This is a genomic window from Chryseobacterium gleum (genome assembly GCF_900636535.1).
Classification (GTDB): domain Bacteria; phylum Bacteroidota; class Bacteroidia; order Flavobacteriales; family Weeksellaceae; genus Chryseobacterium; species Chryseobacterium gleum.
Genome location: NZ_LR134289.1, coordinates 1,411,613 through 1,434,453, shown reverse-complemented (window position 1 = coordinate 1,434,453; position 22,841 = coordinate 1,411,613). Strand labels below are relative to the sequence as shown.

The window sequence follows — 22,841 nt, the reverse complement described above, 5'->3', positions numbered from 1 at the left end:
TACCGGTTGATTGTGGAAATTTTCTGTTCTAAATTTTTATAGCATTAATGACCAGGCTATGATAGCCTGTAATAGAGATTTGAAAAATGGAATAGCAGGGAGCGTTAGATAAGGGTTTCGTTTTTCAATTTTCTATTTCTGAAGTAGGTAATAAGCTCTTTTACAGCGTTGGATTGCGTAGAGGAAAGTAAATGTGCTTTACCTACACAAAAAGTATAGGCATAAAAAAAGCAGAACCGTTAAGTTCTGCTCATTGTGATTAACTAAAAGCTGATTAGATTGCCATCATAAACGCTTCTTCCATCGCCTTAAATTTAGGGGTAACTAAATCCATATCCTTACTGATTTTTTGGCTTGTGATTTTAGCATAAATCTGTGTAGTGGAAATATTTTTATGCCCCATCATTTTGCTAAGGCTTTCAAGCGGTACGCCCTCGGTCAAAAACATTGTTCCGAAAGTATGCCTTGCTGTGTGAAAGGTTACTTTTTGCTCCGTAATGATTTCTGCTTTTTCAACCAGTTTACCTATGTGCGTATTGCAGGTTGCATTGGTCGGAACTGGAAAGATAAATTCATTCCTTGTCGTACCCTGATATTTCTCAATGATACGTTTAGGTATTTCCATTAACCGAACATTGGAAGCAATATCTGATTTTTTTCTTCTGCTGATAATCCACTGATGACCGTCAAAAAAAGATTGAATGTTGTTCCTTGTCAGTTTCTTAATATCCGCATAAGCAAGTCCTGTAAAGCAACTGAAAATGAATAGGTCTTTTACAAGTTCATATCGTGGGTGCGATGGTGCGCACATCATCAACCTTTCTACATCTTCTTTAAGGATATAACCCCGGTCGGTTTCTTCCATATTGATTTCGTAATCCTGAAACGGATTATCACGTATCAAGCCTTTTTTAATAGCCAGTTCCACCAGACTTAATACAGGCATAGTGTAAACCCAAACCGTATTATGGGAAGATTGTAAATCGTACCGGAGGTAAAAATCAAACTCACGGATAAAATCGGCAGTCAATTCCCGAAAAGCCATATCATCACGATGATAGCGTTCTTTTATAAACGTGGTAAGATGATTGTAAACCGTGATATACTTGTTGTAGGTGCTTTGTGAGCGTTCTGCCTTTTCGACCAATTTTTTAAAACCCTCATTTTGGTCGCTGAAAACTTTAAGAATTGCATCATCCATTACACCTACACCCAAAAACGATAGCTTTACTTTTTGGGCGGTCGCAAAGCCCTCGTGCTTCAGCATATCTTCATAAATCTTGTCGATGCGCCCACGTATATTATCCAGTTTTTTATTGATGCTTAATGCCTGCGCACTTTTTCCCTGAACTCTTCCGTGTTTTAAATCCCAGTTATTGGGGTTTATTTCTAACTTTGTTCCGAAAGTTTTAGGGGTTCCGTCAATGGTAATACGTGCCATAATCGGGGCATTACCGTTCTTTTTCAGTTCGTTCTTTTTCAGGTAGAAAAGTAGTTTGAACGTGGATTTTTTTGTCTGTTCCATAACTCAAATATTTAACGTTTAAAATTAAATTACATTGAGTTACAAGGGAATGTAGAAAAGGGTGCAAAAAGCTGAAATATAATCAGTTAAGCTATGTAGTTACCTTTATCAATCGGTAACGAATTAGTAACTTAACCTTGTCATTTTAAGCCCAAAACCTATCAGACACCGACTTCCGAACTAAGACTACTATTTTTATAAAGCCTTGTATAGCAACGGTTTTAACCGTTTTGCTTATTTTTGCTTTTTACTAATCTTTTTTACTTAAAAAGACTATTCTCAAACACGTTTATTTTATTACTTTATATTTTCTCCTATAAATTCGCAATCGGTTCCTAGTAGATTTTAAATTGCAGCTTGTTGCTGGATGGACAAATTATGGGAAAAGTTTGTTGCTGTAGCAGTTTTACAATAAACGGTCTTTTTTGTTAGTAATAAGCATTTTACTAAAAATAATCGATTGAGTAAGAAATTGACGATGGGTAATTTCGTACGCGTCAAAGCACTTTTTCCTTATTCGGCTTTCTTTAAATAATTATATTTGAATTTGAAACCTTCAAAAACAAATAATTATGAAAATAATCATGTTATTTTGCCTGCTTATCGGAAGTTTTTTCCAGGCTCAAACACACAGGTATATTTATGAATTACAATTGAAAATGGATTCAACTGAAAACGAACATCAGAAATTCTATATGATATTGGATGTTAATAAAAATGAAACCAAATTTTATGGGAGAAATCTATTAATTGCGGATTCTATAAATAAAAAATTTGGAAACATGGATAATAAACATGTTGATATGACGGGACAGATTGTCAAGAGGAGAAACGATTCGTCTGAAAACGAAAATTTCATCAATATCAAATTCGGCTATTATTCTTTCAAAACTAACGATATCATTAATTGGAAAATTGAAAGTGATACAAAAAAATACAATGAATATGATCTTCAGAAAGCAACCGCTGATTTTGGAGGACGGCATTGGATAGCCTGGTTCAACAAGGATATTCCTTTTAATGAAGGTCCGTATAAATTTCGTGGATTACCGGGTTTGATTTTTGAGATTCAGGATGATAAAAATAACTTTATCTATAAGCTCATTAAAAATCAAAACTTTCCCGACAATTTCGCAACAGATGATTTTCTGGAATCAAATTTTGGAAACAAGGCTGTTGTTATCAATGAAAAACAGAAGAAAAAGTTACTAATGGATTTTTACAATGATCCTTTTTCTTTCGAAAGAACCAATTTGAAAAGCAGTCCCAACCTGAATATTAATATCGGAGGAAAACAAATCAGCAATATCGAAGAACTGAATGCACAGGTAAAAAATCTGCAGTCCATTATAAGAAAATATAATAATCCTGTTGAAGTTGATAAAGCTATAAAGTATAATTAATATTGTCAATAAGCTTTAGAACTTTAGTGATACCGTAGACATGATAGAAAGAATATTAAATAGTATTTCCTTCTTTAACACAAATTGCATTTTTAAGCAAATGAAAGTAAAACTTCAATTCATTTTGACCTTCCTGATAGCCTATAGTTTAATTGCCCAAACTATTTCAGATAAGATTGACAGTATCAGAATTAGATACCAAATTCCGGCTTTAGAAATTGCCGTAATATCTTCTGATTCAATCTTAATGAAAGCTTTAGGAACAAATAAAGTTAATTCTAATGTGCAGGTTACTCTACAAAATAGATTTCATCTGGGTTCAAATACTAAGGCAATTACATCATTTATTGCTGCTGATTTGGTATCACAAGGAAAAATTAACTGGAATACTGATTTTTTTCATTTATTTCCGGAATTAAAGGCAAAGCAAAATCAAAGTAAGAGTCTAACATTAATTAATCTTCTGAATTTTAAAGCGCCACTAGCTCCGTTTTCTTATGATACATATATCCCGGAATCTGTGGTAATAACAGGAACAAACCAAGAACAACGATACAATATTGCGAAATACTTACTCACTCAAAAAGCGGTAAAGAAAAATAACGATGATTTGTACTTAACAAACCTTGGCTACGTTTTAGCGGGACTTATGTTAGAAAAAGTTAGCAATAAAATTATTATGAATTGGTCAACGATCTCAAAAAAAAATTAAATATTGATTTCAGATTTGGTAGTCCAAATACCCAAGATGAACAACAGACTTACGGCCATTATGAACAACTAGTCCCACTTATAGAAGAGAATATAAAATTAAATTGGTTGCTGTCAGCGGGTAATATAAACACCACTTTACCCGATTATTCATTATATATTCAAAATTATTTAAAAGGATTAGAAGGAAAAGGAATACCATTTAAGAAAGAAACTTTTGAACAGCTTCTATTTCAATTCCCCATTTTTTCTTTTGGTTGGTTCAAAAAAACAGGAAAAGATGGAAAAAGTTATATTAATAATTTTGGAAATGCCAACGGTTTTATGTCCTCCGTATCAATATTTAAAGAGAAAAAAATTGCTATCATTATTTTCGGCAATTTATCTTCAGAGTCAGCAAATGAAGGAATAGACCTGGTCCTTGAAATGTTAGCGGAAAAATATTGCACTTAGCGTATTATTCTAAAATGTATTGCTATTTAGCTATGTACCTGACTTAATTAATAATCAGATCTGTTCTGATATGAATGTACTAAGATTTATTTTTATATTGTTTGTATCCAACTGGGCTGCTGCACAACAGCCATCTAAAGAAGATTCTTTGGTAGGCTCTTTAACACCGGAGAAAAGATGGTGGGACTTAATGTCATATAACATTACCATTAAACCCGATTACCATACAAAAACGATTACAGGAAATAATAAAATCAGATATAAAGTAATTTCAGAGCAACCATCTGAATTGATGCAGATCGACTTTGTAAAACCATTGATCATTGACAGTGTTACTCAAAATGGTAAAAAGCTAAGCTTTCAAAATAAAGGAAATATCTGGTATGTTTCAGGAGTCAGAAAACATAAAAATAGGAAATACAACATCGCTGTTTATTATTCGGGTAAACCTGTAGAATCTCAATCCCCACCATGGGACGGAGGTTTTGTATGGGGCAAAGATTCTTTAAACCGTCCCTGGATTTCAGTGGCCTGTCAGTACAAAGGAGCCAGCTTATGGTATCCATGCAAAAATATGCTGTATGATGAACCAGATGAGGGTGCTTCTATTTCAATAATTACGCCTGCATCTCTAAATGCGATAGGTAACGGATGTCTGGTAAAACAGCAACGGACATCTGATGGTGACATGCAATATACATGGAAAGTCGTTAATCCGATCAATCATTATGGCATCTCTTTCTACATGGGCAACTACGTTAATATCAAAAAGAATTATACCGGAATCATAGGGAAACTAAGCATGGATTATTGGGTTCTCGACTATAATAAACAAAAGGCTGAAAATCATTTAATACCTGAATCCATTCAGGCAATGAAGTCACTGGAACATTGGTTTGGTCCATATCCGTTCTATGAAGACGGATTTAAGATTGTAGAAGCACCTTATATCGGAATGGAACATCAGAGTGCGATTGCATATGGTAATAATTTTACAAAAGGGACATACAAAGGAAATGATGTGTCAAAAACAGGCTGGGGTAAAAAAACAGACAGAATCGTTATTCATGAGATGTCACATGAATGGTTCGGAAATAGTATTACCGCCGGCGATATTGCTGACCGATGGATCCAGGAAGGATTTGCAGGTCTGGCTGAAGAGCTTGTACTTTCGGATCTGTTTGGAAAAAAAGCAGAGGAGGAGTTTCTTTCAGGCAGATACAGAACCATTGAAAATGATAAACCTATTATTGGCAGATACGGTATTAATGAAGATGGAAGCTCAGACGGATATGTAAAAGGATGGGCGGTCATTCACATGATCAAGACTGTCATCGATAATGACGAAAAATTTTTGCAAATACTACGTGGGCTTAATAAACAGTTCTATCACAAGGTTGTCACAACAAAAGAAATTGAAAATTACATTAATATTCAGTCAGGAATAAACTTTAATGCTGTGTATGATCAGTATCTGAGAACCTCTCAGGTTCCAGTATTGGAATATTTTATAACAGATCATAAACTACAGTATCGATTTACAAACTGTATCAATAATTTTACAATGCCGATTAAGATCATTGGTATTGAAGACTGGATTTCTCCAACTACTTCCTGGCAATCCTATGATCTGAAAAATAATTTTATTAATCAGGTTGATATTGATCCTAATTTTTACATAAAAAGTTATAAAAGCAAAGAATAAATTGGGAAATGTATGGTACTTATTTTAACGTTAAAAATGAAAATTGGGGGGTGTAATGGCAAAATGTAGTAATTATTATAGTTGCAATCGGGAATTGTTAATATGTTGATTTACATTGAAATATAAGGCTGGAGGTGTACAAAAGTAGTATAATTGTACATTTAAATTTATCGTCAAATATTGTAAAATATTAGTTCACAAGTGTTTAATGTGACGAGATGCGTTCGGAAAAGTAGAAAAAAAAGATGTTACAGCATCTTAATTCTGTACCACTTTTGTACACCTTGTATTGAGTAAACTACCATTAATAAACACTTCTTTAGATACTGTTAGGTGATAAAAAGTTTCCGGTGAATTGGTGAATTTCTCAATCAGACTTTCAAAATTTTGGGGGTTCCATTCATTCTGAAAGAAAAATTCTGAAGTTTTTCTAATGATTTTTTGTTTTGAAATCAATAATGCTCCGGCAAAATAAGAAGCATAAAAATTATTTAAAATTTCCTCAAAACTTCCAAAATCCAGCCAGGAGTATGTATTTGGACGATTTTTTAATTCCAAAACATTGAAGCCGATTTCTTTTGATAGAATAAATGTTTTTTGATCCCGTTCCAATTTTTTATTTAAAAGCAATAGTTTTTTTTCAGGAATAAAAAGCGAACGGAGATTGTCTAAAGTTCCATATTCTTCAAAATTTTCTGACTGAATTTTATAATTAAATTTTTCAGATAAGATATTTTCTAAAATATCCGACTGTAGATTTTTATCAATCTCTAATTTATTTTCTTGCGCAAACTGTAATGCTTTATCTTCAATTTCAGGGAAATAATTGTCATACAATTCCTGAAACGAACGAAGAACAGCGAAGTAAAATCGTTCTTTTCCTAAATTATAATTCTGAGAAATTTCGATCAAAGCATTAATGAACGCAGTTACTTTTTTTGGTGCATCGCTGATAATACTTATCAAATTATTTTTATTGATTCCGAAAAGTTCCAAAGGGATTTCTTTGAAAAAATCCGATTGTAAAATTTCATTAAATGGAGCTAAACTTTTATCCAGTTTTGTCGAGACTAAATCATCAAAAGTGCAGTTCAGTGATTCTGAAAGCTGAATAATTTTTATCGTGCTTCGGATATTTTTTGCCATTTTCAATTTCATTGAGGTAAGATTTAGACAATCCGGTCTTTGTAGCGAGATCCTGCAAAGACCAGTTTTTCTTTTGTCTTTGCTGTTTCAGTTTTAGCCCGAAAACCGTCTTGATATAGTCACTTTCAGAATTCATAAGTCAAAGATAAATATTTGGAAGGGTTTTTTCGCATAATAAATTTTAAAATAAATTCGGCGAACGTTCGCTGCATGTGAAAATTTTTATTTAGGTTTGTAATGTTGAATCAGAAAATCAATTGATTATGGAAACAAAGACTCAATTAAGAATTAAAGCTCAGCAACAGTTTGAAGAAATTTTTACTAATGATTTAGTTGATTTTTTGGTTGAGCTTCATCAGAACTTTAATGCTAAAAGATTAGAGCTTTTAGATGAAAGAGAAATTACACAGAAAGATTTCGATAAAGGAATTCTTCCAAAATTTCTTCCAGAAACCGAAGAAATCAGAACAGGAAATTGGGTTTGCAATCCACTTCCTGAAGATTTGCTGGATCGAAGAGTGGAAATTACTGGGCCAGTTGATCGAAAAATGATTATTAATGCTTTGAATTGTGGTGCTTCAACTTTTATGGCGGATTTTGAAGACAGCAATTCTCCAACCTGGAAAAACTGTATGGAAGGTCAAATCAATCTTTCGGATGCAATCAATAGAAGAATTGATTTTACAAATGAGCAGGGAAAATCATACCAATTAAATGAAGAAATGGCTGTTCTGCTAGTTCGTCCAAGAGGTTTGCATTTGAATGAAAAACATATTGAAATCAATGATGAACAAACTTCTGCTTCATTAATAGATTTTGGAATTTATTTTTTCAGAAACATAAAACAATTGATAGAAAACGGAAGTGCAACTTATTTTTATCTCCCCAAATTAGAACATTACAAAGAAGCACGCTGGTGGAATGACGTCTTTGTTTTTGCTCAAAACTATCTCGGAATTCCTCAGGGAACAATTAAAGCAACAGTTTTAATTGAAACTATTACTGCATCTTTTCAAATCGATGAAATTTTATTCGAATTAAAAGAACATAGTTCCGGTTTGAATTGTGGTCGATGGGATTATATTTTTTCATTCATTAAAAAATTCAGAAATCTTCCAGAATTTATTCTCCCTGATCGTGATCAGGTAACAATGACTTCACCTTTTATGAATGCATACTCAAAAAGAGTGATTGAAGTTTGTCATAAAAGAAATGTTCACGCGATTGGTGGAATGGCGGCGCAGATTCCTATTAAAAATGATTATGAAGCCAACAGTCAGGCTTTTGGAAAGGTCAGAAATGATAAAGAGCGTGAAGTGAAAAATGGTCACGATGGAACTTGGGTTGCACATCCCGATTTGGTTTCTGTGGCGAAAGATATTTTCGACCAGTTTATGCCTGAGAAAAATCAAATCGATAAAAAGTTTGATTATCAAATTACAGAAAATGATTTACTGGAAATTCCAAAAGGAGAAATTACCGAACAGGGTGTCCGAAAAAATATCAACGTCGGAATTCTGTATATCGAATCTTGGTTAATGGGAGTAGGTGCAGCTGCGATTTATAATCTGATGGAAGATGCGGCAACTGCTGAAATTTCAAGGACTCAAGTTTGGCAATGGCTGAAAAATGAAGCATTTCTAAATGATGAAAGAAAACTGACCAGGGAAATGATTCTTCAATGGGAATTTGAGGAACTGGAAAGAATTGAAAAATATGTCGGTGAAGAACGTTTCAAAAACGGAAAATTTACTCTGGCAAAAGAACTTTTTAACGAATTGATTTTCTGTGAAAACTTTGTTGAATTTTTAACATTGAAAGCGTATCCGTTTATTTAAAATAGAATTAGAAATTTTTAATAAGAAAAGTTCTCGCACAAAATTTTTCCACATTTCAATTCGAATAGTTTCACTTGAAATCTCAGATCTCGCAACTTGAAGAAAATTTTAAACTCTAAATATTATGAAAACAAAACAGGAAAAAATTCAGGAATTAGAAAAAGACTGGCTGGATAATCCACGTTGGAATAGCGTGAAAAGACCTTACACAGCCGAAGATGTACTGAAACTTCGAGGTTCTTACCAATTAGATTATACGATTGCTACCGAAATGTCAAAGAAATTCTGGACAAAACTCAATTCTCAGGATTTTGTTGCCGGATTAGGAGCTTTAACTGGAAATCAAGCGGTTCAGGAAGTTGATGCGGGACTGGAAGCAATTTATCTTTCAGGTTGGCAAGTTGCAGCAGATGCTAATTTGTCTGGTGAAATGTATCCCGATCAATCTTTGTACCCAGCGAATTCAGTACCTTCTGTTGTGAAGAAAATTAATAATGCATTATTAAGGGCAGATCAAATTCAATCCGTAAACGGAGGTGGAGAAAAAGAATATTTAGTTCCAATAATCGCCGATGCAGAAGCAGGTTTTGGCGGAAATTTAAATGCTTATGAATTAATGAAGCAAATGATTGAGGCGGGAGCGGCAGCAGTACATTTTGAAGATCAGTTATCTTCTGCGAAAAAATGTGGGCATTTGGGTGGAAAAGTTTTGGTTCCGACTCAAGAAGCGGTTAATAAGCTAATATCGGCTCGTTTAGCAGCAGATGTTTTGGGAGTACCGACTGTAATTATTGCTAGAACAGATGCAGATGCGGCAGATTTGTTGACTTCAGATATTGATGACAGGGATAAAAAGTTTGTGACAGGGAAAAGAACTTCCGAAGGTTTCTATGTTGTGAAAAATGGTGTAGAGCAGGGAATTGACAGAGGTTTATCTTATGCTCCTTATGCCGATTTGATCTGGATGGAAACGTCAAATCCGGATCTGAAGATGGCAAGAAAATTTGCAGAAGGAATTCGTACAAAATTTCCAGATAAAATGTTGGCTTATAACTGTTCACCTTCTTTTAATTGGGCTGCAAAATTAAGTGTCGATGAAATGCTGAATTTCCGAGAAGAATTGGGAAAAATGGGTTACAAATTCCAGTTTATTACATTGGCTGGTTTTCATGCTTTGAATACTGCGATGTTTGAATTAGCTTTGGCATATAAAGAAAAAGGAATGGCAGGTTATTCTGAATTGCAGGAACGCGAATTTGCTTTGCAGAAGCAGGGTTTCAGAGCGGTAAAACATCAGTCTTTTGTTGGGACAGGATATTTTGATGAAATTCAAAATATTGTAACCAATGGTTCGGCAGCAACAGTGGCGATGAGAGATTCGACAGAAACAGCACAGTTTCATTAAAAATTTAATATTGGCAAATTTCATTGTATTTTTGCGTTTAACTATTCTTACAAAAAATCCATTATAATTAAATTTAATTGTTGCAATCTTCCTGTTTTGAGGAAGGTTTTTGTTTTGAATGTTCTATTGAGTAAATATTGAGAAATCTCAATTATAAAGATTGATTTTTTATAGTTAAATAGGTTTTATTCTCTCAAAATTACAACAAGATTAAAGATAAGATATTTCCTTTTATCAATTGAAGCTTTTAAAGCAAATAGGTCGGATTAGGGAGTTTCAGTATATAAAATACGAATTTCGGTACATTACGATAGATTGCTATGGCTTTAAATTTGTAATAAACTCTTTAAGATTATTGTTTCATCTTGAAAAATAATGTGAATTAGTATTAATCAAAAATCTTAATTATGAGTTTCATAGACAAAGTAAAATTGGCTGCCGAGCTAGCAAAGGCGAATTTCAGTGAAGGTATTGATGATGGTTATGACCATTCCACTACATCTGCCGGAAGAAAAGGGTTAAGATCCGGCCGTGTATCTGAGTTAACTGCGATGGCAGACCTAAAACCCGGAGGTGCAGAAAATCTCAGAACCATAATGGAAATTGCAGGTGGGGATCTGAAAGGCGCAACCAAAGTAGGAACCCTGCATGACCTTCGTATAGTTTTGTTTGATAACGATACCAAGATTCTTTTCTGCACGGCTTACGATGGCGACTGGGATGCTTATATTGATGATTTCGCCACAAAAATTCCGCAGCTGATGGACATCATTTTTGGGAATGTAGAAGGCTGGCCAGGCATAAAAAACCCGAGCGTAAAACAGTTTATTCTAGACCATCAGATTACCGCGACAGGTTGGTATGTAGGTGTTCCGCATCTTACGGTGAATGATATAAGGAGAAATGATAAAATCATTAAAGGACTGAATAAGGCAATTGACGAAGCAAATAAAATCTAACCTATGGCATTGGAATTTTTAAAGCGGATTTTTAATCCCAATAAAGTAGAAATTGAGCTGAACGAAATACAGGCCTTAATTCTCAGAAGCCGACCTATACCATATTTCGGAACAGTGGCTATTATTGAAATCAAAGATGCTGTGGCAGCCAGACAAATGCTCCAAAAACTTTTGCCGATTGTGAGTTCTGCGGAAGACTGGCATAAGAATGAAGGCGCATCGGTTACTTTAACATTCACTTATAAAGGTCTGGAAAAAATCGGTGTCCCTCAAGAGTCACTCGATACTTTTCCCGAATCCTTCAAGGAGGGAATGGCAGAACGTTCCCGGTTTCTGTATGACATTGGAGTTAATGACCCTAAAAACTGGGAAAAGGTTTTTAAAAGATCACATATTCACATCGCAGCGGCAATTATCGCCAACAATGAAGAGGCGTGGAAAAGCCAGCTGGAGGAATTTCGTTCTAAATTGACGAATAACAGCGGCGTAGAAGTAATAATGAGCCACGATTTCGCCGTATCTGAAGAGGTTAAAAATGTATTCGGATTCAGGGATGGCATCAGCAATCCGGAGATTGAAGGCAGTGGGATAGATTTGCCGCCCGGATTTGACCGTCCGATTAAAGCAGGCGAATTTATAATGGGCTATCCTGGAGAAGCAGGCATCGTAAAGCCATTTCCACAACCTGAAGTTTTAGGAAAGAACGGTTCTTTTATGGTTTTCAGAAAGTACCAAAGTCAGGTAGCAGAATTTAATCAATTCATTAAGGAAAATTCTTCTTCACCGGAAGAGGGAGAACTGTTGGCTGCCAAAATGGTAGGTCGCTGGCGAAGTGGTGCACCTTTGGTTTTAGCTCCCGAAAAAGATGATAAAGCGCTAGGAGATGATATGCAAAAGAACAATGATTTTTCTTTCAAGAATGATGAGTACGGTAAAAAGTGTCCGTTCAGTTCGCATATCCGCAGGATGAACCCAAGAGATTCCAAATCTTTTGTTTTGGAGGATGAACGTTTGCACAGGATCATCAGAAAAAGTGTAACTTTTGGCGACATCGTTCCGCCGGAGGTAACTAAAAATGACGGTAAGGAACGTGGACAGTACTTTATTGGCATTAGTGCCGATGCAATGGGAACACTGGAATTTCTGCAAAAACAATGGGCAAACGATGGTAACGCCCAAAATCTGGGAATAGAAAAAGATCCTATGATCGGTGTCCAGGACGAAGACGCACTGTTTTCTGCACCGGGAGAACCCCTCATCAAAAGATACCGTGGTTTGCAGACCTACAACATTGTGAAAGGCGGCGAATATTGTTTTATACCAAGCATTTCTGCTTTAAAATGGATTAGCGAATTAAAATAAAAAAAGCACTATGGAAGATTACATCAAGTATAGTTACGAAGTGGAAGAAATTCCCGAAAATTTCGATGAGTATATTACCACCATTAATAACGATATCCGCGAATACATCAAAAATACGCCAAAACTAAGCAGGGCGACCCATCATACAAGAGATGCGCACGCCAATGGCTATGCAGTGCTGAAAGCAGAGGTTGAAATTTTGGATAATCTGTCCGAAGAACTGGCGCAGGGCATTTATGCGAAACCCGGAAAACACCAGGCAGCAGTTCGCTTTTCCAATGGTTCTTCCAGAGTTTTACCAGATAAACTTAGCGGTAACGCACAAGGATTTGCTTTAAAGATTTTTGGGATAGATGGCAAAAAATTATCTCCCGGAGAGGAAGATTCTCCCAATGTTGATTTTAACCTGATTAATAATCCGGTGTTTTTCTGTAACTCGGCAGAACATTATGTTTTCATTTCAAAGCTGTTTTTAAAACTAAATGATTTCTTTGAAAAGGGAGCCTTGGGAAAATTGGAATTTGCCACACTTTGGGTCACCGAAAATAAAAAAGCATTTCCAAATTTTGAGGCTTTGAAGGAATTGGGCGCTCTTAAAACTTTTGAAAAAATCCCTTCCATCAACAGTTTTCTTTATGAATTTTACAGTATGGGAGCAGTTCGCCACGGTGATTATATCGCCAAAGTAAGAGTGATCCCAACTGAGCAGACCAAGAACGCCATCACTGAAAAAAATATTGATCTAGACAGCGCAGAATGGCCGTACAGAAAAGGAATTATCAAAGAAATAGCTCAAAAAGACCTTACGTTTGAGTTGCAAATACAACTTTGCAAAGACCTGAAAGAAATGCCTGTGAATGACCTTACAAAAGAATGGTCACAGGAATTATCACCATTCCGTACGGTGGCAAAAATCACAATACCAAAACAAACGGTTCCTGAGGATGGTAATTTTGAAATTATGGAAAATCTGTCGTTTACACCGTTCAGAACCATCGAAGAGAATTCACCGATCGGGAATTTACAGCGTTCACGGCAGTCAGCGTATGTAACATCTTCAACCTCAAGACACGAGCTAAATCAGAAAAAACGTAAAGAACCAAAGAATTTGGAGGAAGCATTCAGTCCAGAGTTTTATCAGTTATAATTGAAAATGAAGATTGCTGAGTCCTAGTTCCGTAAAGTTTATTACCAAAAATCAACCAAAATTATGAGCAAAATAAAAAATGTAACGGTAGCTGGAAGTGGTGTTTTAGGATTCCAAATTGCTTTTCAAACAGCAATTCACGGATTTGAAACCACGGTTTACGATATCAGCGATGAGGTGCTGGAAAAGGCGAAAGCAAAGTTCGAGGGCTTGGCCGAAAGTCATAAAAAGGATCTTGGCGCCACCGAAGAACAAATTACAAAAGCCAGGGAAAGACTGCACTATTCATCTGATTTGGCATTTGCTGTGAAAGATGCCGATCTTTTGATAGAAGCAGTGCCAGAAGATATTAAAATAAAAACGGAATTTTATAAACAACTCTCCGCAATTGCACCGGAGAAAACCATTTTTGTAAGTAATTCATCCACCTTGTTGCCAAGTCAGTTTGCTGAGGTGACAGGAAGGCCGGCTCAATACCTTAACCTGCATTTTGCCAATCAAATATGGTTGCGAAATACGGCGGAAATTATGCCACATCCAGGAACCGACGAAAAAATAACCGAGGAAATAGTCGATTTTTCCAAGGCGATAGGGATGGTGCCTGTTTTGGTAAAAAAAGAAGTTCCAGGATATGTGCTCAATTCTTTATTAAATCCATTTCTGAATGCCGGAATGCAGCTTTGGATTGGCGATTATGCTACGCCAGAAACCATAGACAAAACCTGGATGCTGGGAACTGGTTCGCCTTACGGACCAATGGCTTTGTATGATATTATCGGATTGACGACACCATACAACATTTACAAACTGCAAGTAGAAAAGGGCAAAACAGATGATAAGATTGTGCTGAATAAACTTAAATCAACCTTCATTGACCAAAATAAACTGGGAATTTCTACTGGCGAAGGCTTTTACAAATATCCAAATCCTTCGTGGCAAAGTCCAGATTTTTTGAAAGTGCCGGAAGCCGATTTAACTAAAATCAGTATTAAAAATGTTGTGGTGGCTGGAAGTGGCGTTCTCGGTTTTCAGATTGCGGTGCAGTGCGCTTATTTCGGCTATGAAGTCACGGTTTATGATGTTAATGATGAAGCTTTAAATAAGGCAAAAAACCGTTTTGATGTCTTGGCTGAAGAATATAAGAACTATCTGAAAGCTGATGAAGAAAAAATCGAAAATACCAAAAATAATCTCACTTATTCGACAGATTTGAAAGCTTCTTTACAAGATGCTGATTTATTGATAGAAGCCGTACCGGAAAGCATCGATATCAAAAAAGATTTCTGGGAAAAAGCTTCTGAGCACGCGCCGGAAAAAACCATTTTTGCGAGCAACTCATCCACACTTTTGCCGAGCAGATTAAGCACATTTACCGATCGTCCGGAAAAATTCATCCATCTACATTTTGCCAATCATATAATGGTTCGTAATACGGCAGAAATAATGGGTTCTGATCAAACCGACCCAATGGTTTATAACGAGATTGTAGAGTTTGCAAAATCCATTGCTATGCTGCCCGTGGAACTGAAGAAGGAAAAATCGGGCTACGTTCTCGATTCTTTGTTAATTCCGCTTTTGGTGGCTGGCCTTGCACTGTGGGCGAATGACGTTGCCGATCCTGCAACCATTGATAAAACCTGGAGAATAGCAACAGGTGCTCCTTTTGGACCAATGGCTATTTTAGATTTGAATGGGATGAACACCAATTACAACATCTTAAAAGAAATCCCGGGAGAACTAACACAGAAAATAGCAGAAAAGCTAAAAGCCGAACTTATCGACAAAGGAAAACTTGGTCAGCAATCCGGCGAAGGTTTTTACAAATATCCTAATCCGGAATGGCAAAGCAAGGATTTTTTGAAAGCTTAAAGTATCCTGAATTCTCATCGAAAACAGTGAAAGAAGCCATAAATATAAATACCATAAAAAACTCAGGATTTTTAAAATCCTGAGTTTTTCAAGTATAAAACAACCTCTTATAACAACTTAGCTTCTTTTAAAATCTCTTCAACATAAGTACCTTCTATTTTCTTGACACCATATTTTTCAAGGATTGAAATCAACCAAGGAAATTCAATTTCATTTAGGTTTTTATTGTCATTAAGGTGATAGATGGATTTCAGCAGTACCCTGATGTCATATGAAGAAGCAAAAACTTCTGGGACACCTCTGTCTACATCCAAAAGGGTGTAAACTGCCTCCATTGCTGTACGCACGGAATATTCGGTCGTGAATACGGTGTCTTTTCCAGTTTCGGCAAAATTACCGATAAAAGCAAGGTTCACAGAACCCTCTGGAACCACCAATGGGCGGTCTCCCAATGCACGAGGCATAAAGTAAGATGTGATATAAGGCATACGGCAAGGGATGCTGTTGGCAGCTTGTGCAATTTCTGCAATTTCATTTTCAGGAACACCAATATGGTATAAAAATTCTTTGCAAAGCTCTATCCCCGTGGCTTCCGTAATTTTCTTTTGGATATAATTTCCTGGTTTATGAGAATACAACCCATAAACCCAAACAATTACTTCATTTTTTTTCTGAGCCTTGAAGTGGGGCTGTCTGCTGATGGAAAAGCCATACCACCAGTTAGAATCGTTTATTGTGACAGGTCCGCTAGTCACTATAGAACCGCTTCTTGGGTCTTTTTTTGTTATTTTTTCTATATACGGAATCACTTTTTCGTCGAAGAAGGTAATGCTTCCGGAGATTACCCAGTTGGCTTCGGGAATGTTTTTGTAGAACTTTTCGGGTTTTCCAAAGGCATCATCCTGGTCTGCCAGATTCTGCCAAAGTTGCCAACTTCCGCCAATGCCGTCAGCAACAGGAGCAGGGTTATGATTGTCACCGTATGTACTGCTTTCGGTAATGGAGCCGTTGGTAACAAACACCAGGTCGTTTTCGGTCAGGCTGATGCTTTCTGCATTGCCATCCTTAATATATTCGATTTTCTTCGCTACTTTTTTGCCGTTTTCATTTTCTACAAGTATGTTCTGAACCTGGCTATTATACTGGAAGGTAACACCGTGGGACTCAAGGTAGCTTACCAACGGACGAATCAGTGATTCATATTGGTTGTATTTCGTGAAGCGTAATGAGGACATATCTGCTACGCTGCCAACGTGATGGATGAAACGAAGAACATATCGGCGCATTTCCATCGCACTTGCCCAAGGTTCGAATGCGAACATCGTAGCCCAGTATGTCCAAAAGTTGGATTGGAAAAATTCTTCTGTAAATACCTGGTCTATCTGTACATCCTGTAGTTTTTCTTCAGGAAGAAGAACCAGCGCTATAAGTTCGTGGATGGCTTTCTGGGACAGGGTAAGCTTACCATCCGTGGGCAGTCTTTCTCCACGGTTTTCGATAACACGGGCGTGGGAAAAGCTAGGGTCTTCTTTATTGAGCCAATAATATTCGTCCAGTACGGAAACGCCTTCCGTTTCTAATGAGGGTATCGAGCGGAACAAATCCCAAAGGGTTTCGAAATGTGTTTCCATTTCCCGTCCGCCTCGTATGATGTAGCCTTTCTGCTCATTCCAGATGCCGTCCATACTGCCACCGGGTAAAGCTAATTCTTCCAGAATACGGATTTTGTTTCCTTCCATTTGCGCATCGCGTATCAAAAAAGCTGCAGCAGCCAATGAAGCTAATCCCGAACCGATAAGAACGGCAGATTTCTGTTCAATATTTGCCGGTTTTTTCGGGCGGGCAAATGCTTCGTAATTTCCATTACTGTAATACATAATTAGAATTTTTTAGTTTATAATATATGATAAAATAACCTTGTTTTTATTTAATAAAGTTACACATATTGCTTTCACTTTATATATCCCAAAATTCTAATTGTATATGCTGATATTCCAATAATATTATCTTTGGAGATTCTGTTTTTCGGCTTCCTTTTTCTTTTTTTCCTGCTTGCGGAAGTAACCTCTGAAGAGAAAATTATGCTTCAGAGCCTCCATATTCTGGTTGAAGCCTTCGGTTCCCTTTTCGATATTGTAAAGGCTGTTATTGATGTTTTTTGTAAGAACGGTATCAGTGATAAGGGCATTTATCGGTCCTTTTCCATTTTCTATATTTTTACTGAATGCCTGCAGGTTTTTACCAACTATGATAAGTTCATTGCTTACTGTATTAAGATTATTGCTGGCGGCATTGACGTTATTGAAAGTCTGCTTAAGCTGGGACTCAAAATCTTTGTTGGCAAGGAGAAGCCCAGTTGCTCCTTTTCCTTGGCGTGTAGACGTAATGATGGCTTCTGCAGTACTGCTCAGGTTTTCTATATTTTCCGTGCTTTGGCGTATTTTCAGGATGGATAATTTTAAGTTTTCGGCAAACGCCTTGTCATTAATTAATTTTAAAATCTGGCTGCTGTCAATTTTATGCACAGTGTTTTTAAGAGATTTGGATATATCCTGTATATTGTTGTTGCTTGCCGATAGCGTGTTGAGTATTTCATCCACACCCGGTTTGGTATCTGCCGTGAGATATTCTTTTTCCTGCACTGGTCTGCCCGGCCTACCGTAAGGCAAAATATTGACCACCGCATTGCCGATAATGCCTTCTGTTCCAATCGAGGCTTTGGCATTATTGTCTATATGCTTTGCAATATCTTTGTCTATAAGCATAATGACCTCTATATCATCCCTTCCGGACAATTTTACTGACTTTACAGAACCTGCCTGCATCCCTGAAAATAGCACATTGCTTCCTTCTCTGAGTCCATTGGAGTTTTTGAATCTTGCCCTGAGCTCAAATTTGCTGGTAAAAATGCCTGAACCGCTGCCGATGTAAAAGAAAACAGCCATCATAAGTATAAACCCCGAAATTACAAATAAGCCGAGCTTGATATTATTTTTATTCATATTTTAATCAAAAAATTGTTTAATATTTTCGTCATCAGAACTTTCAAATTCCTGATAAGTACCTTGTGCGTAGCATTTTCCGTCAAGCAGCAAGACTACTCTGTCGGCCGTATTTTTCACACAGTTCATATCGTGTGAGATAATTATAGATGATGTTTTGTATTTTTTATGTATATCCATTATGAGGCTGTCAATTTCTTTTGCTGTTACCGTATCGAGTCCGGTGGTAGGTTCATCATAAAGGATGATTTCCGGCTTAAGGATGACAGTACGTGCCAGAGCTATTCTTTTCAGCATCCCTCCCGACAATTCGGATGGCATAAGGTCTACGGTATGTTTAAGCCCCACACTATCGAGTGCTTCTTCAACCCGTGCGTCAATTTCATCCTGCTTCAGCCGGAACCACCGTCTTCTTAAAGGGAATTCCAGATTTTCGCGGATGGTCATAGAATCATAGATGGCATTTCCCTGAAAAAGAAAACCTATTTTTGAGCGTGCCTTATCCAGCTCTTGATTTTCCAATTGCACAATATCCTGTCCGGAAATCATTATCCTACCGCTATCTGGTGTTAAAAGCCTGACGATACATTTGATAAGAACAGATTTTCCCGTGCCTGATTTTCCGAGAACTACAACATTTTCGTTCTTATTGACCGTTAGGTTAAAACCATTAAGCACTTTTTTTTCACCAAAGCTTTTATAAATATCTTCAATGACGATGGCCGGTCCATTGTCATTATTGTAGTTTGCTGCTGTTTTTGTTTCCGCCATAATGATGATTTAATTATACCCGAGAATGCCTGTTATCTGTACCGCAATCAGGTCCAAGACGAAGATAAGGATAGAGGAGAGTACGACCGCTGAATTGGCGGCGTTCCCCACGCCCCGTGTTCCTTTTACTGCATTATAGCCTTTATAGGCACCCACGATTCCCACTGCAAAACCGAAAAAAAAGCTTTTGATGAAAGCAGGGATGATGTCACTGAAATCCAAGGAGTCAAAAACCTGTGAATAGAAAAGCGACAGGCTTGTCGTCCCGCCAATGTTAACACCTATCCAGGCACCATATAGTGAAATGGCATCCGCCAGAATGATAAGTACGGGGAGCATAAATGTTGTCGCCAGGACACGTGTGGCAACAAGGTATTTAAAAGGGTGCGTACCGCTTACTTCCATCGCATCTATCTGTTCGGTAACCCGCATAGAGCCCAGCTCTGCCCCGATGCTACTTGCAATTTTACCTGCAAAGATGAGAGCGGCGATTACAGGTGCTATTTCACGGATTATGGCGATACCTACCATTACAGGCAGCTGGGATTCCACACCATAGCGTACGAGGCTTGGCCGCAACTGCATCGTAAGGACCAAACCGATAATAAAGCCTGTCATGGAAATAAGCCCCAAAGATTTGTAACCTATGAGATAGCATTGTGCAAGCAGTTCCTTTATTTCATATGGCGGGCGGAAGCCTAATAAAAAGTAATTTTTGGTAAACTGCGCGATATTGCCTGTTTCCTGTAAAAAACTACGTATTTTAATCATTAATAAATTATTTTTTAAAATTAAAATATTTTTAGTCTACTTTTCCAATTGCTGTATTTTTTTATTGAGCCAATCCCTTATATCTTCATATACATATTCTTTAATATCCTCATTAAGTATTTCGTGCCGCATGTCAAGATAGATTTTTGTTTTAACATCTGTAAAACCATCTTCTTGCATTTGCGCTACCGTTTTTTCCACACCTTTTCCGAAGTCTCCTATCGGATCATCAGCTCCGCTTACAAAAAGAAAGGGAAATTCTTTTGGTATTCTTTCTGCCCATTTTCTTTCCGTTGCCTGTTGATTTAGAGAAACTAATGCGTAAAAACCATTATTGGTAAAAGGTACTCCGCATAGGCTGTCCCTGCAAAATGATTCCCGGTTGGATTTGCTGAGGCTCAGCCAACTGGTAAGGTCGCCATCTTTCTCGCCTTTAAAATGTTGATTAATAATTTTTGAAAAAGTTCTGTTGATGAATTTGCTCCGGTGTTTTGGAGTAATAATATTGTTGATGGACAGGAAAAATTTAGCCAAACCGATTCCGTTGATTTTTCCGCCCGTTCCTACGATGACCGCTCCTTTAAAAACATCTTTCTGATTCTGAAGTAAGCATCTTGCAATGAAAGACCCCATAGAATGCCCCAGTAAAAAGTGAGAAATGTTAGGGTAGTTGTTTTCTAAAAATGCTGCCATCGTTGCGGCATCGTCTATCAGTTGCTGCTTGGGATTTTCTTTTTGAAAATAGCCAAGTTCTTCCCGATTTTCCGCCGTTTTTCCGTGTCCGAGATGGTCATATAATAGAACTGCAAAACCGTTCTTCGCCAGATATTCCGCAAAATTTTTATAACGACCGCTATGCTCCTGCATCCCGTGTAGTATAAGGAGTGTAGCCTTTGGAGGTTCATTTATTGGTTCGAATAATTCATAAAAAAGATTGTGCGTACCTGAGTTGGCAATTTTCTTCCTGTTTATATATCCTGATGTTTGTTTTGCCATAGAGTCGGTTGGTTTTGTTTAAAAATAAATATTCTGCCCTTGACAAAAGCAAGAGCAGAATAAAGTTAGATAAATTGGTTATTATAGACAATCTTTTATAGATTAAAGAGAGATATGCCTTTAGCAATAAAGAACTTCGATAAAGTGTAAAGGCAGCTCTTTTTTTATTTTTAATTTCTGTAAGAGGTGTGGATGGCTTTTGCCAACACGTCTGGTTTTTTCCAGTGTTCCGTTACTGGAGTTACTTTTTTATCGAGACCGAGTAGGGTATATACCGCGATGCGTGCTGCACGAACCGAATATTCTTCTGTGAATACCATATCTTCCGGTATTTCTACAAACTGACTAATCATTGCTAGGTTGGTGCTGCCTTCAGGAACAACTGCAGGGCGGTCTTTTTTAGCTCTTGGTTGAAACAACGCATCGATGTAAGGCATCATACACGGAATAACATTGATAACGCTATCTTTTATTTCCTGTTCGTGTTTTTCAAAATGCAAATGATGAATCAACTCTGTCAAAATTTCTTCACCCGTGCAATCAATCATCGGCTTTTTCACATAATCTCCCACTGCATCTGGATATAATCCGTAGCCCCAAAGAATGGTAGTATCATCGCCTTGCGCTTTGAAATGCGGTTGTGCAGCCACCACAATTGACATTCGCCACGATGAATCTTTAAATGTCATCAAAGCTCCGCTGCCCGGCTTGTTGCCAGTGTATTCTTCAATAAGTTTCAGAAATTTATTTCCTTTGAATGTTGGTGTGAAAGAATACCATTTTGTCTCGTCCGGTTTTGTAAAGAACGGGTCTGGGTTACCCAATTTGCCGGGTTTCTTGTTGGCAATTTTACGCCATAGTGCAAAACTTGGCGGATTTAACGGCAAATATTTTGCAGGCGTATTATAATCGCCGTTATTAGAATTGTCTGTAATACATCCGTTGGTAAAGAATACCAAATCGCCTTCCTTCACAGTTATTTTCTCTGTTTTTCCTTCTGCATTGATGCATTCTATTCCCGTTACGGTAATGCCATCATCATCGGCAAAATCCAAATCGGTAACGGTTTTTCTTAATGAAAAGTCCACTTTGTGCTGATCCAAAAATGCCTTCACCGGTAAGATAACGGATTCATATTGGTTGTATGGTGTTCTGGTAACCCCTTCGAGTGTTTCGATTCTTGAAAATTCCAACAGCATACGTTTCATATAGCGTTGAAATTCAAAAATGCTGCTCCATTCCTGCCAGGCGAAAGTGGTTTGCCACATATACCAGAAGTTGGTCGTAAAAAAATGGTCGTCAAACCAATCACGAATGGTAATGTTGTCTAAATCATTTTCATCGGCAAAAAACAATTTCACAAATTTCATCCGGTCCTGAGTGTTGAAACCCATATCCGTTACGGGTAAAATGTTTCCGTTCTTGTCAATCAACCGCGCTTTTGCATTTGTCGGATTCGCGTGGTCAAATGCCAGAATTTCGTCTTTTACGGAAATGTTCGGGACATCCAGAGAAGGAATACGGGATGTTAATTCCCAAAAGTTTTCATAGGTTTCTTCGTTGAGCATACGCCCGCCACGACAAATAAATCCTTTTTCTTTAGTTCCCGCACCATCGTTGCTACCACCCAAAATCGGCAGGGCTTCAATGATGTGAATGTTTTCGCCTTTAAAGTCTCCGTCTTCTAACAGATATACGGCACCGGCAAGACTTGCCAATCCACCTCCGATGAAATATGCATGTTTGTTCGAATTGCTCATATGATATTTTTTTTAGGT

At 37.1% G+C, this 22,841-nt stretch carries 19 protein-coding genes; 10 read left to right on the top strand and 9 right to left on the bottom strand.

What is annotated here, in order from left to right:
- Positions 1–274: 274 nt before the first annotated feature.
- Complete coding sequence (locus EL165_RS06510; RefSeq protein WP_002978546.1) at positions 275–1,525, bottom strand: site-specific integrase; 1,251 nt, start codon at positions 1,523–1,525, stop codon at positions 275–277.
- Positions 1,526–2,097: 572 nt separating this feature from the next.
- Here EL165_RS06510 and EL165_RS06505 point away from each other — a divergent pair.
- The 4 genes from EL165_RS06505 to EL165_RS06490 all read left to right on the top strand — a co-directional run bounded on the left by EL165_RS06505 (position 2,098) and on the right by EL165_RS06490 (position 5,797).
- The gene (locus tag EL165_RS06505) at positions 2,098–2,928 is read left to right on the top strand and encodes a GLPGLI family protein (RefSeq protein WP_002978549.1); all 831 of its coding nucleotides are present in this window, start codon (positions 2,098–2,100) and stop codon (positions 2,926–2,928) included.
- 40 nt (positions 2,929–2,968) lie between these two features.
- Positions 2,969–3,640 (top strand): serine hydrolase domain-containing protein, encoded by a 672-nt coding sequence (locus EL165_RS06500; protein ID WP_002978551.1) that lies wholly within the window; start codon positions 2,969–2,971, stop codon positions 3,638–3,640.
- Complete coding sequence (locus EL165_RS06495; protein ID WP_002978553.1) at positions 3,613–4,092, top strand: hypothetical protein; 480 nt, start codon at positions 3,613–3,615, stop codon at positions 4,090–4,092. Before EL165_RS06500 ends, EL165_RS06495 begins: the two co-directional genes overlap by 28 nt.
- 70 nt (positions 4,093–4,162) lie before the next feature.
- Complete coding sequence (locus EL165_RS06490) at positions 4,163–5,797, top strand: M1 family metallopeptidase (protein WP_002978554.1); 1,635 nt, start codon at positions 4,163–4,165, stop codon at positions 5,795–5,797.
- Between the two features lie 258 nt (positions 5,798–6,055).
- Here EL165_RS06490 and EL165_RS26255 read toward each other — a convergent pair whose 3' ends face one another.
- A complete protein-coding gene (locus EL165_RS26255) occupies positions 6,056–6,634 on the bottom strand; it encodes an ImmA/IrrE family metallo-endopeptidase (protein ID WP_232529168.1) in 579 nt (192 codons plus the stop codon).
- A 241-nt stretch (positions 6,635–6,875) separates the two neighbouring features.
- Positions 6,876–7,079: a helix-turn-helix domain-containing protein gene (locus EL165_RS26250; RefSeq protein ID WP_228370517.1), complete on the bottom strand. Its 204-nt coding sequence runs from the start codon at positions 7,077–7,079 to the stop codon at positions 6,876–6,878.
- A gap of 127 nt (positions 7,080–7,206) precedes the next feature.
- Here EL165_RS26250 and aceB point away from each other — a divergent pair, with 127 nt between their 5' ends.
- The 6 genes from aceB to EL165_RS26565 all read left to right on the top strand — a co-directional run bounded on the left by aceB (position 7,207) and on the right by EL165_RS26565 (position 15,523).
- A complete protein-coding gene (aceB, locus tag EL165_RS06480) occupies positions 7,207–8,781 on the top strand; it encodes a malate synthase A (protein ID WP_002978556.1) in 1,575 nt (524 codons plus the stop codon).
- 124 nt (positions 8,782–8,905) lie between these two features.
- Positions 8,906–10,186, top strand: a complete 1,281-nt coding sequence (gene aceA / locus EL165_RS06475; protein ID WP_002978557.1) for an isocitrate lyase — start codon at positions 8,906–8,908, stop codon at positions 10,184–10,186.
- 407 nt (positions 10,187–10,593) lie between these two features.
- A complete protein-coding gene (locus EL165_RS06470) occupies positions 10,594–11,145 on the top strand; it encodes a hypothetical protein (protein WP_002978558.1) in 552 nt (183 codons plus the stop codon).
- A 3-nt stretch (positions 11,146–11,148) separates the two neighbouring features.
- Positions 11,149–12,507, top strand: a complete 1,359-nt coding sequence (locus tag EL165_RS06465; protein WP_002978559.1) for a Dyp-type peroxidase — start codon at positions 11,149–11,151, stop codon at positions 12,505–12,507.
- Positions 12,508–12,517: 10 nt separating this feature from the next.
- Positions 12,518–13,654, top strand: a complete 1,137-nt coding sequence (locus tag EL165_RS06460) for a catalase family protein (RefSeq protein WP_002978560.1) — start codon at positions 12,518–12,520, stop codon at positions 13,652–13,654.
- A gap of 63 nt (positions 13,655–13,717) precedes the next feature.
- Positions 13,718–15,523: a 3-hydroxyacyl-CoA dehydrogenase gene (locus EL165_RS26565; protein ID WP_002978561.1), complete on the top strand. Its 1,806-nt coding sequence runs from the start codon at positions 13,718–13,720 to the stop codon at positions 15,521–15,523.
- Positions 15,524–15,630: 107 nt separating this feature from the next.
- Here the strand turns inward: EL165_RS26565 and EL165_RS06450 are convergent, their stop codons facing one another.
- From EL165_RS06450 to EL165_RS06425, 6 genes are all read right to left on the bottom strand, one after another.
- A complete protein-coding gene (locus EL165_RS06450; protein WP_002978562.1) occupies positions 15,631–17,400 on the bottom strand; it encodes an oleate hydratase in 1,770 nt (589 codons plus the stop codon).
- A 126-nt stretch (positions 17,401–17,526) separates the two neighbouring features.
- Positions 17,527–18,525: an MlaD family protein gene (locus EL165_RS06445; RefSeq protein ID WP_002978563.1), complete on the bottom strand. Its 999-nt coding sequence runs from the start codon at positions 18,523–18,525 to the stop codon at positions 17,527–17,529.
- Positions 18,526–18,528: 3 nt separating this feature from the next.
- Positions 18,529–19,296: an ABC transporter ATP-binding protein gene (locus EL165_RS06440; protein ID WP_002978564.1), complete on the bottom strand. Its 768-nt coding sequence runs from the start codon at positions 19,294–19,296 to the stop codon at positions 18,529–18,531.
- Between the two features lie 9 nt (positions 19,297–19,305).
- On the bottom strand, positions 19,306–20,067 hold the full coding sequence (locus tag EL165_RS06435; RefSeq protein ID WP_002978565.1) for an MlaE family ABC transporter permease: 762 nt from the start codon (positions 20,065–20,067) through the stop codon (positions 19,306–19,308).
- A gap of 36 nt (positions 20,068–20,103) precedes the next feature.
- The gene (locus EL165_RS06430; protein WP_002978566.1) at positions 20,104–21,063 is read right to left on the bottom strand and encodes an alpha/beta fold hydrolase; all 960 of its coding nucleotides are present in this window, start codon (positions 21,061–21,063) and stop codon (positions 20,104–20,106) included.
- A gap of 170 nt (positions 21,064–21,233) precedes the next feature.
- Positions 21,234–22,823 carry an oleate hydratase gene (locus EL165_RS06425; RefSeq protein ID WP_002978567.1) on the bottom strand — a complete coding sequence of 530 codons (1,590 nt, stop codon included), beginning with the start codon at positions 22,821–22,823 and terminating at the stop codon, positions 21,234–21,236.
- Between the last annotated feature and the right edge of the window lie 18 nt (positions 22,824–22,841).